Here is an 18046-nt window from a genome sequence, read left to right on the forward strand (position 1 = left end):
CGATCAGGGCTGTCTGTATGGTACGTTCATCTCAAACTTTCCTGCCCACTGATCCGGCGTCGGCAGGTCGACTGCCCAATGAACGGCGTTGATTACCAAGTGCTGCATATTTTCATTATCGAAATCTTCCGGATGTCCCAATGTCGTCGTAAATACCTTTCCTCCAGCTGCGGTCTTCCAGGTCCACGCCACCGGATTCGGAACCGCCTCTTTATCAGGATCAACTGCCGTACCCATTAGCAGGGAAGTCGCATCCGATAGTGGATAATTCGGTACCACATGGTATAACCAAGAGCGAACGTGAAATTCCCGATCCAGTCCTTTCAAAATTGGGTGTTCCGATTGCTCGGCGACAACCGACACGTCGGTCGACGATAAGTGCCCATAATGCGTGTGGCCACCTACACCCCAACCGCCGGGTCCGCCCAAAGCGAACTCACCGAAAGCATTCCATTCTTCTAGCGGATGTCCCTTTGGATAATTGAATGCATGCGTACTGGTACGGAAGCCAAGAAGGGGACGACCTGATTGTAAATAGTCGTCAATGTATTTGATTTGATCTTCCGGTAGCCTGCGCCAGCGCAGGTAAAACACTGCTAAATCAGCTTCCTCCAGCGCTTCCAATCCTGGAATATTCTCTTCCGAAGTATGATCTGGTTCCGATGTTAATACGATGGTACGAAAGCCATAGTTTTTTTCCAGTTCCTCTGCAACCAGCGGTAGGGTTGCTTCGCTGCTGTATTCATGATCACCGATTACAAAAACCACCAAAGGCTTTTCTGAATCCATTGTTTCCCCCGTGTCAGCTGTTTCCTCTGTGGTATTTTTTTGACCACATGAATATAGAGGCAAGACGCAGATTAACATCGCTATAATGATGTTGTAAAAAGAAGATTGTTTTTTCATAAAGGTTTGTTTGTTATCCGATCAGGACAATAGTAGGCCTAAGATAACAAACGTATGCATGAATCCAATGGTAAAATTAACCCTCTTGAATAATATCTTCTTCCGTAACCAGAGGTTCGGCGTCGTTCTGCAAGCCCAATCGCGTCATTTCAGGGATCATGAAAGCGATAATTCCAATCAGGATAATCGCCAGACCCAAGATCACAAAGGTATAGTTGATCCCAATGGTGTCGGCTAGGAAGCCGGTGCCCATCAGGCCAATAAGCGAGGGGAGGATAGACAGACTGAAAAACATGGAAAACACCCGTCCCAATGCAGCGGGATCAATTTTTCGTTGGATAATAGTCGTAAAACACGAATTATATACCGAAGCGGCAACACCTGAAAATGCTGTTAGCGCCACAAAAATCCAGAATGCCCAGCTCGGCAACAAACCTGAGATGGAGAAAGCCAAGCCCAAGACAATGTACGTCCAGTTGATAAGCGTTACCTGATTGCTTTTCAGATTGAAGGCACCTAGTACCGCTCCACCCAAAAGCATACCCACGCCCCAAATGGCTTCTACAATACTCATTTGAAAGGCATTGCCTTCAAAGTGATTTAAGGTTAACAGCGGAAACAGAACCGCTACCGGCATAATGCAAAAGGTAACCAGAATAGAGAAAAGAAAGAGTAGCGAAAGGCCCCGATGCGCGGTAATGCTTCGCACTCCGGCCTTCACTTCAATGATTACTTGCTTCAAGCCTTTATCGGTTTGTTCGCTTTTCTCCGGGTTCGGTATCTTGACAAACAGCAAAGACACGATGGCGAAAAGAGCACCTGCAATATCAATCAGCATGACGTATCCGATATCCATTAAGCCGATCGCCAGCGCACCCAGCGCTGGACCGGCAATATTCGAAGATGACTGGATCACCTGATTGATTCCGGCAACTCGCAGCAATTCAGATTTCGGAGCGAGCATGGGCGTAGATGCTTGCATAGCGGGCATATGAAATGCGGAACCGACCGAGCGGAGGGCCAATAAAACATAGATGTACCAGAATTCAAAAACATCGAAATGAAAAAGTGAGGCGATCACCAAGGTGCAGAGGGCGATAAAAGCATCCGCAAAAATCATCGTTTTCTTTCGATCCCAGCGATCGATATAAACACCGGCGAACAAACCGATAATTGATTGAGGTAGCATGGCTGCAATGGCGGCATAGGCCAGTACTTCGGCAGAGCCAGTTTCAATGCTTAACCAAATAACAATAGCAAAATTCACGAGCGAACTGCTCATGAGCGACATAAACTGTCCGGCCCAGATAATGCCAAAGGTTCGTTTCCAGTTTTGTGTAATTACAGACATAGGAGTATATAGAATAGCGTAGAGTAAAAAAAATAGATAGGGTCTCGGGACTACCGAGCGGACTGTGGAGTAACTGCTATATCTATCATAATTCCTATGGGTTTTATAGGTGTTCGGTACAAATGTAGGAAAATTACAATTTCTGTCAAAAAAAGTGTAAAAAGGAATACAAAAAGATTCCCGATCTTTGCACAAGGTTTAGCTTCAGTAAGAGAAAGAAATTGATTACATTAAACGACTATGGAAAATGAATATAAAATAATAGAACCCGAGGTAGGGCAGTGGCATGCAATTGTACACGCTAAATGTCCGCGTTGTCGTAAAGGGAAAATGTTCTCGCCGGGCTTTTTTAAACAGAAGATGCATAAGCGTTGCCCGTACTGCGATTTATATTTCGAGCGCCATCCGGGTTATTTCTATGTGTCTATGTTTGTTAGCTATGCACTTAACGTAGCAGAGTTTGTTGCCGTTGGTATCGGAACCTACGTGCTTTCAGGAGGATCTGAAAATATGTGGTTGTATATGGGACTGATTCTGTTCGCTACCTTTTTGCTGGCTGGCTTCAACTTTAAATACTCTCGTGTTCTTCAAATGCATTACCTGGATCCGGGTCTCCGTTATGAGCCAGTGATCGCTGAAGAAGCACATAACATCATGGTAGAGAAACAACAAAAACAAGAAGTAGCAAGCGTTTAAGCTGCTACTTCTTTCTTTTTAAGCCTCTTCGAGAGAAGCTTCCTCAAGAGTAATTTCCTCGCTAACGACTTTCTGTAATAAATCGTTCTGTTCGATCTCTACGATCGGCCCCAGATAGAGGCTATGCGATTGCCGCTCACGGTCGGCCGCCACAAAGGCCACCCACACATGATACTCATGCTCATGCACATCGGCCACAATATTAATAGTATGCTTGCCGGTCGCCCGAAAGTCACCGTGAATAACTCCCATTACATCTCCGCCTGTCGGCGCATAAGCCACCACCATCACCTGATCTTCCAGATGATAATCTATTCTTTCAACACCTTCTGTAGCGCCCCAAGTTATGATGAGCTCACCGTGACCATCATTCCGACCCTTCCATTCCATCGCAATATCCTTCGGTAAGGGCAAGTCCCCATAGCTGATCTGCATCTTCGAAGGAACGACTTTCGAATTCATACCATCCTTGATCAGCGCGTTTTCATACAAAAAAGATTTTGCCGCATTGACGCCATAATTCGTCCGCGAGTAATTCTTAAAACCCTGTGTTAAGTAATCCTTAATGGGATTAAGCCACTTCTGTGTAAATGAAAACATGTGTCGATTTTCGAGCTCCCTCTCGGTGGGTGGTTTTTTCCGATTCGGTGCACTCTTTACATAGGCGATACCCCGCCAGCTACTTCCAACTACGGGTCCTACTTTTCCTTTTAAAGGACCCAGGATGCCATCTTCATTTTTGGCCATTCTACCTCCTTTTTAAAAATTCAGACGAACATAATCAATAACGACAATATTTGGAAGTATTTGCTCTGTATAAACAGTCTTTTGACAGTCCTCAGACAGTCGTAAAACAGTCTGTTTACCACTGTGTGAGGACTGTTTGACCACTGTTTGACCACTGTTTAACCACTGTTCAATTGCAACGACTAGTTTGTAGTTTATCAATCTGATCGCCCACGGTTGGCACGGACGTTCCGAAATCGCGATCGAGACAAAAAAATCTGTTGAATCGCAGTTTTTGCTCATCGTGTACGTAATAAATGCGTGGAAACGACGTTAATTTAATATTAAATATGCGTTCATTGCCGGTTATATAACATTGCTGTTATTTACAATTAATTAACACTAAAGACATCCTGAATTATTGATAGCAAGCTAGCTTTGCCCGCAAGTACTAAAAGACTAATTACATTAGAAATGAAGAAAAACTTACTGTTGATGCGAGGAACAAAGCATGCTACCATGATTCTCTGTGGTGTTGCGATGTCCTGGTCGCAGATGGCCAGTGCCAGTGTATGGACTGCCGCCCACCCCATGGAGTATGATCATGAGTTATCAATTATAATTCAAACTGGAATCCTTTCGGGTACGGTAACGGATGCCTCAGGTATGCCGTTGATCGGAGCCAGTGTCAAGGTCGTTGGTACGAACCAGACGGTTGCAACCGACAATGACGGTAACTACCAACTCCAGTTATCGCCAGGTACCTATGATCTTGAGGTTAGCTATATTTCGTTCAAGACTCAGGTTCGTTCGGGGATCGTTGTTTCAGAAGGAGAGACGGCGACGGCCGACTTCGTTCTTGAAGATGGGATTGATGAGTTGAACGAAGTGGTGATTGTAGGTTACGGGCAGAATGTTCGTCGGAACCTAACCACAGCTGTCTCAAGCGTGAAGCCAGAAAATATTCCGGATCGGAACGTTGCCAGTGCCAACCAGTTGCTACAAGGACAGGTTGCCGGTGTAAACTTAACCACATCCAACGGTACGCCGGGTGGAAACTCCCGAGTGAGCATCCGCGGTGTGAGTTCGATTAACGGAGATAATGAGCCATTGTATGTAATCGACGGGATTCCTTTGTCGAAAGCAACGGCCAGCTATAACTTCTCAGGAGAGTACCGCCAGGATCCACTTTCCATGATCAACCCAGCGGATATCGAGACAATCGACGTCCTGAAAGATGCTGCGGCAACTGCCATCTACGGGTCGCGCGGAACTAACGGGGTGATTATGATCACCACCAAGCAGGGGAAGAAAGGCGTACCGAAAGTAAGCTTCAATCAGCAGTCAGGAATTAGTGTGATGCCAAAGACGCTCGACTTGCTGAATCCGACCGAATATATCGCCATGCAGAGCGAGGCGACCGAGAATTTCAACAGCGATATGGGTTATACGCCGGGGTCGACAGGCTACATTGATATCGATAAGGTCTTAGGCGTCGTGCCAGATGATCCTTATAATGTCAACTGGCAGGATATGATTATCCGCGATCAGGCTACCACGACGCAGACCGACCTATCGTTCAGCGGTGGAAATGATCATGTAACCTACTTTACTTCCGGTGGTTATCAGTACCAAGAAGGGATGATCAAGCAAAGTTCCCTACGTCGCTATTCGGTAAGAAGTAATGTGGATTACAAACCCAATAAGGTATTCAACTTTGGTGTCAACCTGAACGGTAACTATACCAAGAGTACGTCGATTCCTAACGGTGATCAAGGTACGGCCTTGTTCCAGCGTTCATTGGAGCAGCGACCGTACGACCGTCCGTTATTGCCCGACGGCTCATATTCGGTAGGAGGTAAGGATATCTTGAGGCACAATGCTTTAATCATTTTGGAGCAAGACCATACTGAAGATAAAAACTTCCAAGGTTTGGTGAATGTATATGCCAACATTAATTTCTTAAAGTACTTGACCTTCCGTACCAGCTATAATACCGAGCTGCGCTTGGGGCATGGACACAGAAGACAAGGATTTGAGCATCCGTATAATCCAAGAGGCTATGTAAACGATGTTCGTAATTACCGCTACTCAGGTACTTTTGATAATACCTTGACCTTCAAAAACAGATGGAACGATTTGGATGTAGAGGTGATGGCAGGTCATTCATTCTATGAGGATACCTATAATTTCAATAAGGCAACAGGAACTGAATTTCCTTCAGATGATTTCAAACATATCACCTCCGCTACCATCCAAGTAGGAGATGAAGATGCATCCTACTACTCGATGGAATCCTATATCGGCCGTCTAAGCTTAGGTTACAAAAATCGTTACCTATTAAGTGCTACCGCTCGTTACGACGGTTCTTCCAAATTTGCTGAAGACAATCGCTATGCAACCTTCCCGGCAGTTTCCTTGGGATGGGTATTCTCCGAAGAAGAATTTATCAATTATCCAGATTGGTTAAACTTCGGTAAGTTGCGTTTAAGCTGGGGTAAAACAGGTAACCAAGACGGTATCGGAAATTACGCCTACATGCCATTAGCAGCCGGCGGTTATAACTACAATGCGCTGACGGGGTTGAGCGTGACCAATATCGGTAATATGGACCTTATGTGGGAGACCTCCGAGCAGAAGAACATCGGTTTGGATCTGTCCTTCCTAGGTGGAAGAATCTCCTTCAGTTATGACTACTTCGATAAAGTATCCGATAACTTATTATACAATGTACCTGTATTGGCGACCAGTGGATTTACTTCACGTACATCCAATATCGGATCCATGCGGAACCGAGGACATGAGTTCTCCATCAACAGTACCAACATCAATCGCGAAGGATTCCAATGGAATACCAACTTCAATATCTCATTGATCCGCAACGAAGTAACCAGCCTGATTGGTGACGATCCGATAACCGTAGGAAGTTGGAACGCCATCATTGTTGGTGAGCCTTTAGGAACCATGTACGGCTATGTACATCAGGGAATTTACCAGCACTTGGATGAAATTCCACAATCGCTTCAAGACCAAGGGGTACGTCCGGGAGATGTGAACTTTGCTGACTTAGATAACAACGGAATTATCAACTCCGAAGATAGACAAGTTATCGGAAGTGCCTTGCCGACATTCAGTGGTGGTTTAACCAATACCTTTACCATGGGTGCATTTGATATCGCTTTATTTACCACCTTCTCGGTTGGAAACGATATAGCAGCAGCTTGGAGAAGTGGTCTGGACCACCTGGGTGCACGTGATTACAATGCACTAGCAGATAGCTATTACAATCGTTGGACCGGTCCGGGTACCAGTAACACCGTACCTCGTGCTACAAAAGCCGGTTACAACCTGAAAAACAGCAGCTACTATGTAGAAGACGCTTCGTTCTTCCGCGTGAAGAGCTTAACCCTAGGCTACCGCTTACCGAATACATGGACACAGCAAATCGGCTTAAACAACGTGCGTGTATTTGCAACCGGCGTAAACCTGCTGACTTTCACAGATTACAGCGGTTATGACCCGGAAGCTTCGATGAATACAGATGCAAGAAGTTATGGTGTCGACAATTTGGTGACTCCACAGCCAAGAAGCTTTATGGTTGGATTGAATGTTAACTTTTAAGATTAAGACAGATGTTACGTAACAATAAAATAAAACAAGTATTCGCACTCATCATGATGATGACCCTGTTTGCTTGCTCGAAAGAATTAGACCAGCAACCTGAAAGTGCGGTTTCACCCGATCAGATCAGCGCATCGAATATCGATTTCTTTCTGAACGGCTTGTACCGCGAGTCGATGCCCGCTCGAAACAACTATGTCCTGAACGATACCCGTGGTGGTAACTATACATGGACAGCCCTTTCCGGAAGCAATGGAGCTTTTGGAGTGGTTATTACCGGAAATAATGTAGACGACCGCTTAGGCTTTTCATCCAGCATTTGGAATCATGCCTATGCAAGTATCTATAATGCCAATATTATTATTGATGCAGCAGACCGTCTGGCTGGCGAAGCAGACCTAAGCGCGGTAAAAGCAGAGGCGAGCTATTTAAGAGCCTTCCTTTATTATCAATTGGTAACCAATTTTGGTGGAGTTCCTTTGATCCTGACTAACACGACAGACAACATACCGAGAAACACCGCTGAGGAAGTATGGGCACAGATCAATACCGATATCGACTTTGCCGTTGCTAACACGAAGCCGTTCAGCAGTACCGGTACCAAGAAAGTATCACAAGAAGCAGCCAAAGCCTTTAAAGCACGCATTCTTTTGGCTCAAGGTAAAAAACAAGAAGCAGCTGCCTTAGCCGAGAGCGTTATCGCGTCTGTAGGAGCTATTGACGCCGATTACGGTCGCATTTTCAGGGACACCGATGCCTCTAGTGAGATCATCTTTGCCTTCGCCAACTTAAAAACCGAAAGCAATTTGAGAATGTCAGCCTTATTCTGGCCATATGGAACCGCTTGGGCAGGATCGTACTCCGTTCAACCATCGGATTATGCGGTAGACGAGCTTTACGCTGATAATGACGTCCGTGGTGAAATCAACATCCAAACCATAGAGAACAGCGATGGATCTTCGAATACCATCGTTAGTAAGTATTGGGATGTACAACCTTTGATCATCAGTCGCGTTTCTGAACTGTACCTGATAGCAGCTGAAGGATACGGTCGCACGCAAGGCTTGAGCTACCTCAATGCCGTTCGCACCAAGCGAGGTTTACCGGCCTTACCAACAGGGAGCGTAGCAAGTGATGAAGCCTATCTGACTGAAGTGTTAGAAGAGCGCAGAAGAGAGCTGTTTAGCGAAGGGTTCCTGTTCTACGACCTAGTAAGAACCGATCGAGCTATTGAACTACCGAACGTAAGCAGCAGAGATAAATACCTGTTACCGATACCAGGTGCACAAGTTAGTTTATCAAATAACGTATTAGAACAAAATCCAAGTTACTAATTGGTAATCGAGCATATAGAAAGGTGGTGATTGAGTTCGCCGCCTTTTTCTATTTAATGATCAGTTCAGCGATACGGCCATCTGCACCCGCAAGTAGAACCCAAGTTCCCTTGCGTGCTTTGCGCGCTACATGGAAACTTTCTTTAGAAACCGATTTCCAGTTCAGGCCGCCATCGACCGACCAGTCGACCCCGGAGGTTCCCGTCGCGATCAATGTTTTCTCGTCTAGATATTCGACCGAAGAGCGGTACCCAAGGGTGCCACTTTCTGGTTTTTGCCAGCTTCTACCACCGTCGTCGGTCAGAAATACAGCGTTCTCTGTTTGCCTGTCATTGAGATAGTTGCCGCCCACGACTACACCCTGTTTTTTATTGTGGAAATCGATAGAAAAAATACCCGTGCTCGATGTTCCTTGAATAATAGGGCAGGGGTAAGCCTTCCAGCTTTTGCCATAGTTTGTTGTCATTAAGAGTTGCGATCTGCTGCCGCCGGTGCCGATAAAAGCAACTCCATTGTCAAGTACACGGATTCCTGTTCCGCTAGCCGCAAAACCGGCTTCGCCCTCTTGAAGGAGCCCTTTTGAATTCTTACTCAAATCTTGCCATGTTTCGCCGCCGTCCTTTGTAGACAGAATCTGCATAAAACCGTTGATGGGGTCACCGTAAGCCATGCCATGTTTTTCATCCCAGAAGTCCATACCATCCAAGAAAATATCAGGATGTGTGTTCTGGTGCTTTTTCTGCCATGTCTTACCACCGTCCTCAGTCATCAGTATCACGAGCGGCGAGCCCGCACTCATGATAATCGCCTTGTCTTTTGAAAAAGCGTAAATACTACGAAAGTCGGCTTCCTCATGCCCTGGAACTTGTTGCCATCGCCAATCCTTCCCACCATTCGATGAAACAGCCGTCCACCCTTCACTAGCGCTGATCCAGGCCGTTTGATTATCCACGACCGAGAGTCCGCGAATGCTGACCCCTTCTTTTTGCGTGAGGACAGTGATTTCTGGTGTTTTAGTTTGGTGTTGAGCGTTGGTGTTTACAGCAAAAGACTGTAGCACAAATAGTAAGGGTAGGAGAAAGTTTAACATAAGTGATAATAGCGTTTAAATGGCTTAGAGCTGTTTATTTCTGCAAAATACAGATAATTTCAATAAAGTTATTTTTTCAATTTTTTAATTTGTGAATTCAAATTTAGTTCTTACATTTGCACACCCGCAAGGGAGTTCGGGGTGTAGCGTAGCCCGGTATCGCGCCACATTTGGGATGTGGAGGTCGTAGGTTCGAATCCTGCCACCCCGACGGAAACCAGTTCATCTGGATCCAAAAGCCTCTAAATCATACGATTTAGGGGCTTTTTTGCTTTTAAACAGTTCATATTAATTCGTTTCAATCCATACCTTCTGAGAACTATTAGGTGACCTCATTTATTTTTTTAAATTTGGTCACCGGAAAGAGTTTAAGTATTTGATATACAGATTATTGTATCAATAATATTTAGACTCAAATAGATCAAGATGAATTACTTTTTTGGCTTTCTGGTGACCTGTTTGGACAGAATAGTTCATATCAGTTTATGTTAATCTTTAAAAAAGTAGTGTATGAGAACAGCAAACACATTCGGTGTTCATTTCATTCTTCGAATGAACAAAGAAAAAAACGGAAGCGCTCCGATTTATGTAAGAATTACAGTCAACGGAGCCAGAATTGAGATGTCCCTCAAGAAAAGAGTAAAACTTTCTGATTGGAATCCGTCAAGAGGCATTGCAAAAACGAAAAATACCGATCTTAAAATCCTCAATGGATTTCTGGAGCAAGTAAGAGGCATTCTATCGGGTTATTATCAGGAGATGGTTATGGCCAAGAAGTTAATCACCCCTGAGGCAATTAAGAATATGTATTTGGGAGAAGTGGAACAGGAAAACACACTTCACTCATTGATAGAGTATCATAATTTACACATGAAAGAAGTCCTCGCCTTTGGAACGCTTAAAAATTATTTCACAACAGCAAAGTACCTAAAGGAATTTGTGTTACAACAGTTCAAGAAGCCCGATATCTATCTCTCCGAACTGGATTATAAATTTATCACTCAATTCGAGTATTTTTTGCGGACCTATGAACCAACCGATCACCACAAGGGAATGGCGAACAACGGCGTCATGAAACATCTGGAGCGGTTTCGTAAAATGGTGCGCCTAGGTGTAAAACTCGGCTGGATCGAAAAGAATCCCTTCGAACTTTACAAACTAAAGATGCAAAAAGTAGAGCGCGACTTTTTAACCAGCGATGAACTGTCTAAAATTGAGAAAAAAGAGTTCTCGGTACAGCGCATTCAATATGCGAAAGATCTTTTTGTTTTCAGCTGCTACACCGGGATCGCCTACATCGACGTAATGCAGTTGACCCCAGATAATATTCTCTTGGGAACCGATGGTAATCGTTGGATCAAAACGATGCGTGAAAAAACCGACACGTCAGTTAATGTCCCTATCCTTCCAAAGGCAGCAGCGATCATTGAAAAATACAAAGACAATCCTCGGGCAATTGCACACGGCACAATGTTTCCAGTGATTTCAAACCAAAAGCTGAACAGCTATCTAAAAGAAGTGGCCGATCTATGCGGCATCAAGAAGCATTTAACGTTTCACCTGGCGAGACACACCTTCGCCACCTCGGTTACCCTTTCCAATGGAGTTCCCATTGAGACGGTGAGTAAGATGTTAGGGCACACCACCATCAGGACAACCCAGATTTACGCAAAGGTAGTTGAGCAGAAGGTTAGTCAGGATATGGCGAATCTTAGGAATCGTTTAGAGGAGAATGAAGAGAGTAAATTAAGAGCTTTGAAAGGTTAATTATTTTTAAGTTATGGAAAACAAAGAATTAAGAATACCAGATGAAATTGTCATCAGCAAGATTTACTATATCAGGAATCAAAAAGTAATGTTTGATTCAGATTTGGCGGCACTTTATGAAGTTGAAACCAAACAGCTCAAACGACAAGTAAGACGTAATATAGAGCGTTTTCCAGAAGATTTCATGTTCGAATTGACTCCTGAAGAATCCCGATATTCAAGGAGCCAAAATGGCACCTTGAAGCAAGGCGGAAATATAAAATATGCGCCTATGGTATTTACAGAACAGGGCGTAGCAATGTTGTCAAGCGTGCTCAATAGTTCGCGAGCAATTCAAGTCAACATTCAGATAATCCGAGTATTCACTCATATACGTCAAATGCTTGCCGATAATATTGAGATTCGGTTAGAAGTTGAAAAAATCAAGTCCAAACTGAATAACCAAGATAAAAACATGGAGATTGTGTTTAAGTACTTGGATGAGTTGCTGGAAAAACAGGACCACCCTAGTCCACCAAGAAAACGGATTGGCTTCAAACCGGATGATTTGTAATTTTGGTTCGCCTCTTTTACATTTTATGCATAATTTCTTTTATTAAGGGATTGTAAACTTTATGACTTTAAGACTGTTAAGATTTATGGCTTTAGAACATCAATGAATTAAATAATAACTTAAAACTACAAATCATGTCACACCAACAATACCAGAACTGCATCGACGCGTGCTATGCATGTGCGGTTGCCTGCAGCCATTGTGCTTCAGAATGTTTAAAGGAAGAAAACGTCCGGGAATTGAGAAGATGTATCCAGTTAGACTTGGAATGTGCATCTATTTGTAAATCCTCGGCTGATATAATGAGCTTGGGAAGCAACTTCAGCGGTAATATCTGCCGGGTTTGCGCGGATATCTGTCAGACTTGTGCAGACGAATGCGAAAAGCATGCTGAAATGGGCATGAATCACTGCCGAGATTGTGCCCAAGCGTGTAGAAAGTGTGCGCAGGCCTGCGAAGAAATGTCAGCTGCGGCCTAGATTTCTCAAAAGTGATTTAGTTCCTACTATTTGTTTAAATGATATAAAAATGAAGTTTCTGAACATGGAAAGATTCCCCTAAGTAGAATCACTTAGGGGAATCTACTTTATTGGCCATATCAAATTGACCTTCACATATTTGGATGCGCACAAAAACGTATCGGCACCTTTATGGAACACATAATAGTTGTCAAAGTGGCCATACCGCTGGTTATTTTTTTTGTACTGATGTTCCTTATCAGCGTTTTTATCAACAGGTCACTTCAGGTGCCTTTAAAAATGCATCCATTGCCTTTACTGCCACGGGCAATAATTTCGAACTTACCATGGCGGTCTCGATCGCAGTATTTGGTATCCATTCACCGCAGGCCTTTGTTGGCGTTATCGGTCCTTTGGTAGAAGTACCGGTATTAATATTACTGGTCCGTGTAAGTTTATGGTTGAGAGAAAAGTATTATTTGTTCTCTATCAAGAATAAAGTAACCCAATATCGGGTATCACTATTTAATGTTAACTAAGATTAGTTAATAGAGAGCAGCAACAGTTTTTGCACAACCTGTGCATCGATTAATTCGTATATTTGTAAAAATTTATGAAAACAATTGCTTCCATATTGATGTCGTTTCTATTCTTTTTTCAGGGAATTAGCATTGATATGGACTTTTGTGGGCCAGTTAAAGCAATTTCAAGCATTATTTCCCATTACCAAGACCATAAAATTTACGGTGACTCTTTCCTTGAATATGTAGTTGAAGATTACATCGATAATGATGCAAAAAATGAAGGACATCATAATAATTCGGATAAAGAGAATATACCGGTTCATTCGAATCATCAATGTTGTCATCCTTTGATGTTATTTGTTGCCAACAACAATACGGATCCGGTCAATCTATTAAAGTTTGAAGATAAAGAGCCGTTCAATTTATATACAGTTAACTTCTATCCCAGATATCTGGAATCTCTCTTCCAACCCCCTCAAGTATAATTCAGTTTTACGGATAGCTATATCCTAACGGGATGCTTCTCAAGATAAGCATTGCGTAATAAATGCGTTGCACCTATTTGCATCGTAAATCTTCAACTGAATTAATATTTTTTCTATGATTAATAAAATCATTTCATTTTCCATAAATAATAAATTTATTATTGGCTTGTTCATAGTGGCACTAGTGGGTACCGGTATCTGGTCTATGTCCACTATAAATTTGGGCTCCGTACCTGATATTACGAACAACCAAGTACAAGTTATTACCGTGGCCCCAAACTTGGGGACAGAAGATATAGAACAATTTGTAACTTTTCCGGTGGAGTTGGCCATGGCGAATCTGCCTGACGTGGTCGAACTGCGTTCGGTGTCTCGTTTTGGTCTGTCTGTAGTTACTATTGTTTTTAAGGATGAGACTGGAACCTATCTACCACGACAATTAGTACAAGAAAAATTAACTGAAGTTGCTGAAGAAATTCCCGAAGGTTTCGGCACACCTTTTATGGCTCCAATTACAACAGGTTTGGGGGAAATCTATCAGTACACCCTTAAAGTAAAGGAAGGTTATGAAGAAAAATATGATGCAACGGAGCTACGCACCATCCAAGATTGGATCGTAAAACGCCAAATGGCATTAGTTCCTGGAGTTGTAGAAGTAAATGCTTTTGGGGGTTATGTAAAGCAATATGAGGTTGCCATAAATCCAGGTAAGTTAAAAAGCTTTGGCATCACGATGAATCAGGTTTTTGAAGCCCTTGAAGTGAATAATGCCAATACGGGCGGTGCCTATATTGAAAAAAACCACCAAGCCAATTTTATCCGTGGCGAAGGCTTGGCACGAAGTATTGAAGATTTGGAGAACACGGTGGTAACCACTCAAAACGGAAGCCCTGTCTTGATTCGCGATGTTGCCGAAAAAGTGGGTTACGGAAGCCAAGTGCGCTACGGTGCATTTACCCAAGATGGTCATGAAACTGTTGGCGGACAGATTCTGATGCTAAAAGGCGAAAGCCCGGCTAAGGTAATAGAAAATGTCGAAACGCGTATAAAGGAAATACAAAAATCCTTGCCTGAAGGCGTATATATCGATACATTCTTAAGCCAAAGTGAACTGATTGAGAGAACCACAAGTACCGTTAAAACAAATCTAATTGAAGGGGCACTCATTGTAATATTCGTTTTGGTACTCCTTTTAGGTAGCTTCCGGGGCGGTTTGATAGCAGCTTCGATAATCCCCTTGTGCTTATTGTTCGCATTTATTTTGATGAAGCAATTTGGTATTTGGGCAAATTTAATGTCCTTGGGTGCAATTGATTTTGGAATTATTGTTGACGGCGCGGTAATTATAGTGGAGGGAACGGTTTTTCACATTTATCAACGGATGAAGAAATCCAATGCAATTATGGGACAATCCGAGATGGATGAAATAGCCTATGATTCTTCAAGTAAAATGATGAATTCTGCCTTCTTCGGTCAACTAATTGTTCTTATTGTTTTTACACCTATTCTGTTTTTAACTGGTGTGGAAGGGAAAATGTTCCGACCAATGGCGTTCACCTTTGGTTTTGCGGTTTTAGGAGCAATAATCCTTTGTCTTACCTACGTGCCAGTGATGTCGTCATTATTTTTAAAACCTGCCAAAAATCAAAATAGTTGGTTTGCTAAATTTGAAAATAAGATCGACAGAATCAGTAATAAAATTATGGGGGTTTTGAATCGTGCCTATCTGCCCATATTGAATTTTGCACTTCGTTTTAAAGCAGGAGTTATTATCGGCGCGGTTGCGCTATTCTTGATTGCAGGAATTATTTTTAGCAATATGGGAGCAGAATTTGTCCCAAAATTTGATGAAGGCGATATTGCCTTTCAAGCATTAATAAAACCGGGGAGCAGTCTTACAGAATCGATTGAAGCTTCAGAGAAACTTCAGAATTTAATCAATGAGTTTCCGGAAGTAAAAACGGTAGTTTCAAGAATTGGGGTGGCAGAAATACCAACAGACCCTATGCCAATGGACATTGCCGATAGTTACATTATTCTTGAAAAGGACAAGAGTAAATGGACTTCCGCCGACAGCAAAGAAGAACTCATTGAAAAAATACAAGAAAAAATCTCAGTTGTTCCGGGTGTAAATTTCGTGTTTACCCAACCCGTGGAACTTCGTTTTAATGAATTGCTTACTGGAGTTCGTGAGGACGTGGCCATCAAATTGTATGGAGAAGATTTGGGCGTGCTGGCAGACAAGGTACAGGAAATCGCAGCGGTAATACGTGAAGTGCCGGGTGCAGCAGACCTTAACGTAGAGGCTACAAGCGGTTTGCCACAAATGACAGTGGTGTATAACCGCGCAAAAATGGCACAATACGGTGTAACCGTGGATAAATTGAATGATTATGTAAGTGCCGCCTTTGCAGGCGAAAAGGCAGGTGTGATTTTTGAAGGCGAAAAGCGTTTTGATGTGGTCATCAGGTTGGCAGAGGACTTTAGACAAGACATCAATAGCTTAAAAAATCTTTATATAGACCTGCCGAACGGTGCTCAAGTGCCTCTAAAGGAAGTCGCGGATATCAGTTATAAATCCGGGCCAATGCAAATTTCAAGGGACAACACTATGCGTCGTATATCTGTGGGTGTAAATGTTCGTGGACGCGATGTTAAATCGATGGTCGAGGAAATTCAGCAAAAACTGGAAACGGAAGTGGAACTGCCACCAGGTTATTACGTCACTTATGGAGGATCATTTGAAAACCTGCAACGTGCATCAGACCGATTGATGATAGTGGTGCCCATCGTTCTGCTAACAATATTTATCCTGCTTTATTTCGCTTTAAATTCATTTTCACAGGCTTTGATGATTTATATGGCAGTGCCTTTGTCGGCAATAGGCGGGGTTTTCGTTTTGTTGATCCGTGGAATGCCTTTCAGTATTTCGGCAGGGGTCGGGTTTATCGTACTCTTTGGAGTAGCGGTTTTAAACGGTCTGATACTCATAAACAAATTCAATGAATTAAAAGAAAGTGGAATGACAGATTTAAAAAAACGTATATACGAAGCTACGCACGAACGTTTACGCCCCATTTTATTGACTGCCATTACAACAATTATGGGCTTTATCCCAATGGCGGTTTCCACCTCTGGTGGTGCAGAAGTACAGCGACCATTGGCAACAGTAGTTATTGGAGGAATGCTTACGGCAACATTTTTGACTTTGGTGGTTATTCCTATTCTTTATTATTGGGTGGAATCGAGAAAGGAACGGAACAATACTGATAGAGGTGTAAGCTATGTCAACAGATCAACCAACATTATAACGGTATTATTGATGGTTGGAGGTTTGATGGCTTCTGGAACTGTCTTTGCCCAAGATACCGATCAAGGTGGTACAATCCCAAAGACCTTAACCGTTGATGAGGCCATTGCTATGGCAAAACAGAATTATCCGACGCTTAAGGAAAGCCAAGCTCTTATTGAACGGGAAAAGGCGATGAAAGGCACCAGTTTTGACCTTGGTAGTACGGAAGTATTCACTGGCAAGGAAGAATATGGCAATAATCTACCCGGAATACAGACAACCGTTGGTGTGCAACAGGGAAATATTGATTTTCTTTCCGGCTTTTCCAAATCGAAGTTTTACAAAGAGCGTATTGTCTTGGGAGAAAAGCTTTATGTGGCCAATGAACAACAGTTGGTGCGCAATGTAATGCAGGCGTATGACCAAATTAATTATTACAAGGCACAGTTGCATTTTGCAGATCAATTGGACAGTATTTATGCTAATTTTAAGACCGCTGCCCAACTTCGGTATGATACCGGAGAAACCGGCAAATTGGAATTTATTTCAGCTTCTTCCGAATTTCAACAGATTCAAGTTTTAAGACAACAAGCCTATGATGATATTGAAATTGCCAAACGTTCCTTAAAACAATATTTGGGAATCGATGAAAATATCGAGACGGTAGATGGTGCTTACGAGCCATTGGACTTTATGGCAACATTGGATTCAACTTCGGTAACCAATAACCCAATGTTACAATATGCGTTGCAAAACGTAGAAGTAAGTAAAGCAAACGTGGGTGTTGAAAAATCGCAATTCCTGCCAAAATTCAATTTCTCGTATGGAAGACAGGTGGTGGATGAAGTTTCAGGGTTTAACAGCTATCAGGCAGGAATTAGTATCCCGTTATGGTTTTTCCCGCAGAAGTCAAGAGTTAAGGCAGCCAAGGCAGACGCCATGGTAGCAGAGAATCAATATTTGGAGCAGAAAGCGGTAGTAGAAAGTCGCGTTTCGCAATTGATAAAATCACTTGAAAAAACAAAGAAGACTTTGCAATATTACCAAGAAGGCGCACTATTGTTGGCGGAGCAACAAATTACAACAGCGCAATTAGCATCTAAAGAAGGTGAAATAGGTTATGTCAATTACATCACAATTCTCAACAGTGCTATCAGGATTAAACAAAACCATTTACAATATATCAATCAATATAACCAACAGTCTATTGAGGTGCAATATCAATTGGGTAATCTCTAATCTT

At 42.9% G+C, this 18046-nt stretch carries 12 protein-coding genes, 1 tRNA gene and 1 pseudogene; 10 read left to right on the plus strand and 4 right to left on the minus strand.

Annotated features, from left to right (window positions below):
- Positions 1 to 3: 3 nt before the first annotated feature.
- Positions 4 to 906, minus strand: a complete 903-nt coding sequence (locus tag WKR92_RS10865; protein ID WP_375557856.1) for a ThuA domain-containing protein — start codon at positions 904 to 906, stop codon at positions 4 to 6.
- A gap of 76 nt (positions 907 to 982) precedes the next feature.
- Positions 983 to 2257, minus strand: coding sequence for an MFS transporter (locus tag WKR92_RS10870; RefSeq protein WP_375557857.1), 1275 nt, complete (start codon positions 2255 to 2257; stop codon positions 983 to 985).
- Between the two features lie 240 nt (positions 2258 to 2497).
- Between WKR92_RS10870 and WKR92_RS10875 the strand changes: the two genes are divergently transcribed.
- Positions 2498 to 2953: a DUF983 domain-containing protein gene (locus WKR92_RS10875; RefSeq protein WP_375557858.1), complete on the plus strand. Its 456-nt coding sequence runs from the start codon at positions 2498 to 2500 to the stop codon at positions 2951 to 2953.
- Between the two features lie 18 nt (positions 2954 to 2971).
- Here the strand turns inward: WKR92_RS10875 and WKR92_RS10880 are convergent, their stop codons facing one another.
- Positions 2972 to 3700 carry a DUF6266 family protein gene (locus WKR92_RS10880; RefSeq protein ID WP_375557859.1) on the minus strand — a complete coding sequence of 243 codons (729 nt, stop codon included), beginning with the start codon at positions 3698 to 3700 and terminating at the stop codon, positions 2972 to 2974.
- 453 nt (positions 3701 to 4153) lie between these two features.
- Between WKR92_RS10880 and WKR92_RS10885 the strand changes: the two genes are divergently transcribed.
- On the plus strand, positions 4154 to 7300 hold the full coding sequence (locus WKR92_RS10885) for a SusC/RagA family TonB-linked outer membrane protein (protein ID WP_375557860.1): 3147 nt from the start codon (positions 4154 to 4156) through the stop codon (positions 7298 to 7300).
- Between the two features lie 11 nt (positions 7301 to 7311).
- A complete protein-coding gene (locus tag WKR92_RS10890) occupies positions 7312 to 8634 on the plus strand; it encodes a RagB/SusD family nutrient uptake outer membrane protein (protein WP_375557861.1) in 1323 nt (440 codons plus the stop codon).
- A 49-nt stretch (positions 8635 to 8683) separates the two neighbouring features.
- Here WKR92_RS10890 and WKR92_RS10895 read toward each other — a convergent pair whose 3' ends face one another.
- Positions 8684 to 9724 carry a WD40/YVTN/BNR-like repeat-containing protein gene (locus WKR92_RS10895; protein WP_375557862.1) on the minus strand — a complete coding sequence of 347 codons (1041 nt, stop codon included), beginning with the start codon at positions 9722 to 9724 and terminating at the stop codon, positions 8684 to 8686.
- A 137-nt stretch (positions 9725 to 9861) separates the two neighbouring features.
- On the opposite strand from WKR92_RS10895, the gene WKR92_RS10900 reads away from it, so the two are divergent.
- The 7 genes and pseudogenes from WKR92_RS10900 to WKR92_RS10930 all read left to right on the plus strand — a co-directional run bounded on the left by WKR92_RS10900 (position 9862) and on the right by WKR92_RS10930 (position 18042).
- Positions 9862 to 9935: transfer RNA gene (locus WKR92_RS10900), tRNA-Pro, on the plus strand.
- Between the two features lie 299 nt (positions 9936 to 10234).
- On the plus strand, positions 10235 to 11491 hold the full coding sequence (locus WKR92_RS10905) for a site-specific integrase (RefSeq protein WP_118194328.1): 1257 nt from the start codon (positions 10235 to 10237) through the stop codon (positions 11489 to 11491).
- Between the two features lie 13 nt (positions 11492 to 11504).
- On the plus strand, positions 11505 to 12044 hold the full coding sequence (locus WKR92_RS10910; protein WP_118194329.1) for an ORF6N domain-containing protein: 540 nt from the start codon (positions 11505 to 11507) through the stop codon (positions 12042 to 12044).
- Between the two features lie 134 nt (positions 12045 to 12178).
- The gene (locus WKR92_RS14615; RefSeq protein ID WP_118194330.1) at positions 12179 to 12523 is read left to right on the plus strand and encodes a four-helix bundle copper-binding protein; all 345 of its coding nucleotides are present in this window, start codon (positions 12179 to 12181) and stop codon (positions 12521 to 12523) included.
- A 186-nt stretch (positions 12524 to 12709) separates the two neighbouring features.
- A pseudogene (locus tag WKR92_RS10920) lies at positions 12710 to 13041 on the plus strand (arsenic resistance protein); the annotation flags it as partial.
- A gap of 74 nt (positions 13042 to 13115) precedes the next feature.
- A complete protein-coding gene (locus WKR92_RS10925; RefSeq protein ID WP_205941071.1) occupies positions 13116 to 13511 on the plus strand; it encodes a hypothetical protein in 396 nt (131 codons plus the stop codon).
- Positions 13512 to 13626: 115 nt separating this feature from the next.
- On the plus strand, positions 13627 to 18042 hold the full coding sequence (locus WKR92_RS10930) for a CusA/CzcA family heavy metal efflux RND transporter (RefSeq protein WP_118194331.1): 4416 nt from the start codon (positions 13627 to 13629) through the stop codon (positions 18040 to 18042).
- Positions 18043 to 18046: the final 4 nt, after the last annotated feature.

It is taken from the genome of Albibacterium profundi (assembly GCF_042159835.1).
Classification (GTDB): domain Bacteria; phylum Bacteroidota; class Bacteroidia; order Sphingobacteriales; family Sphingobacteriaceae; genus Albibacterium; species Albibacterium profundi.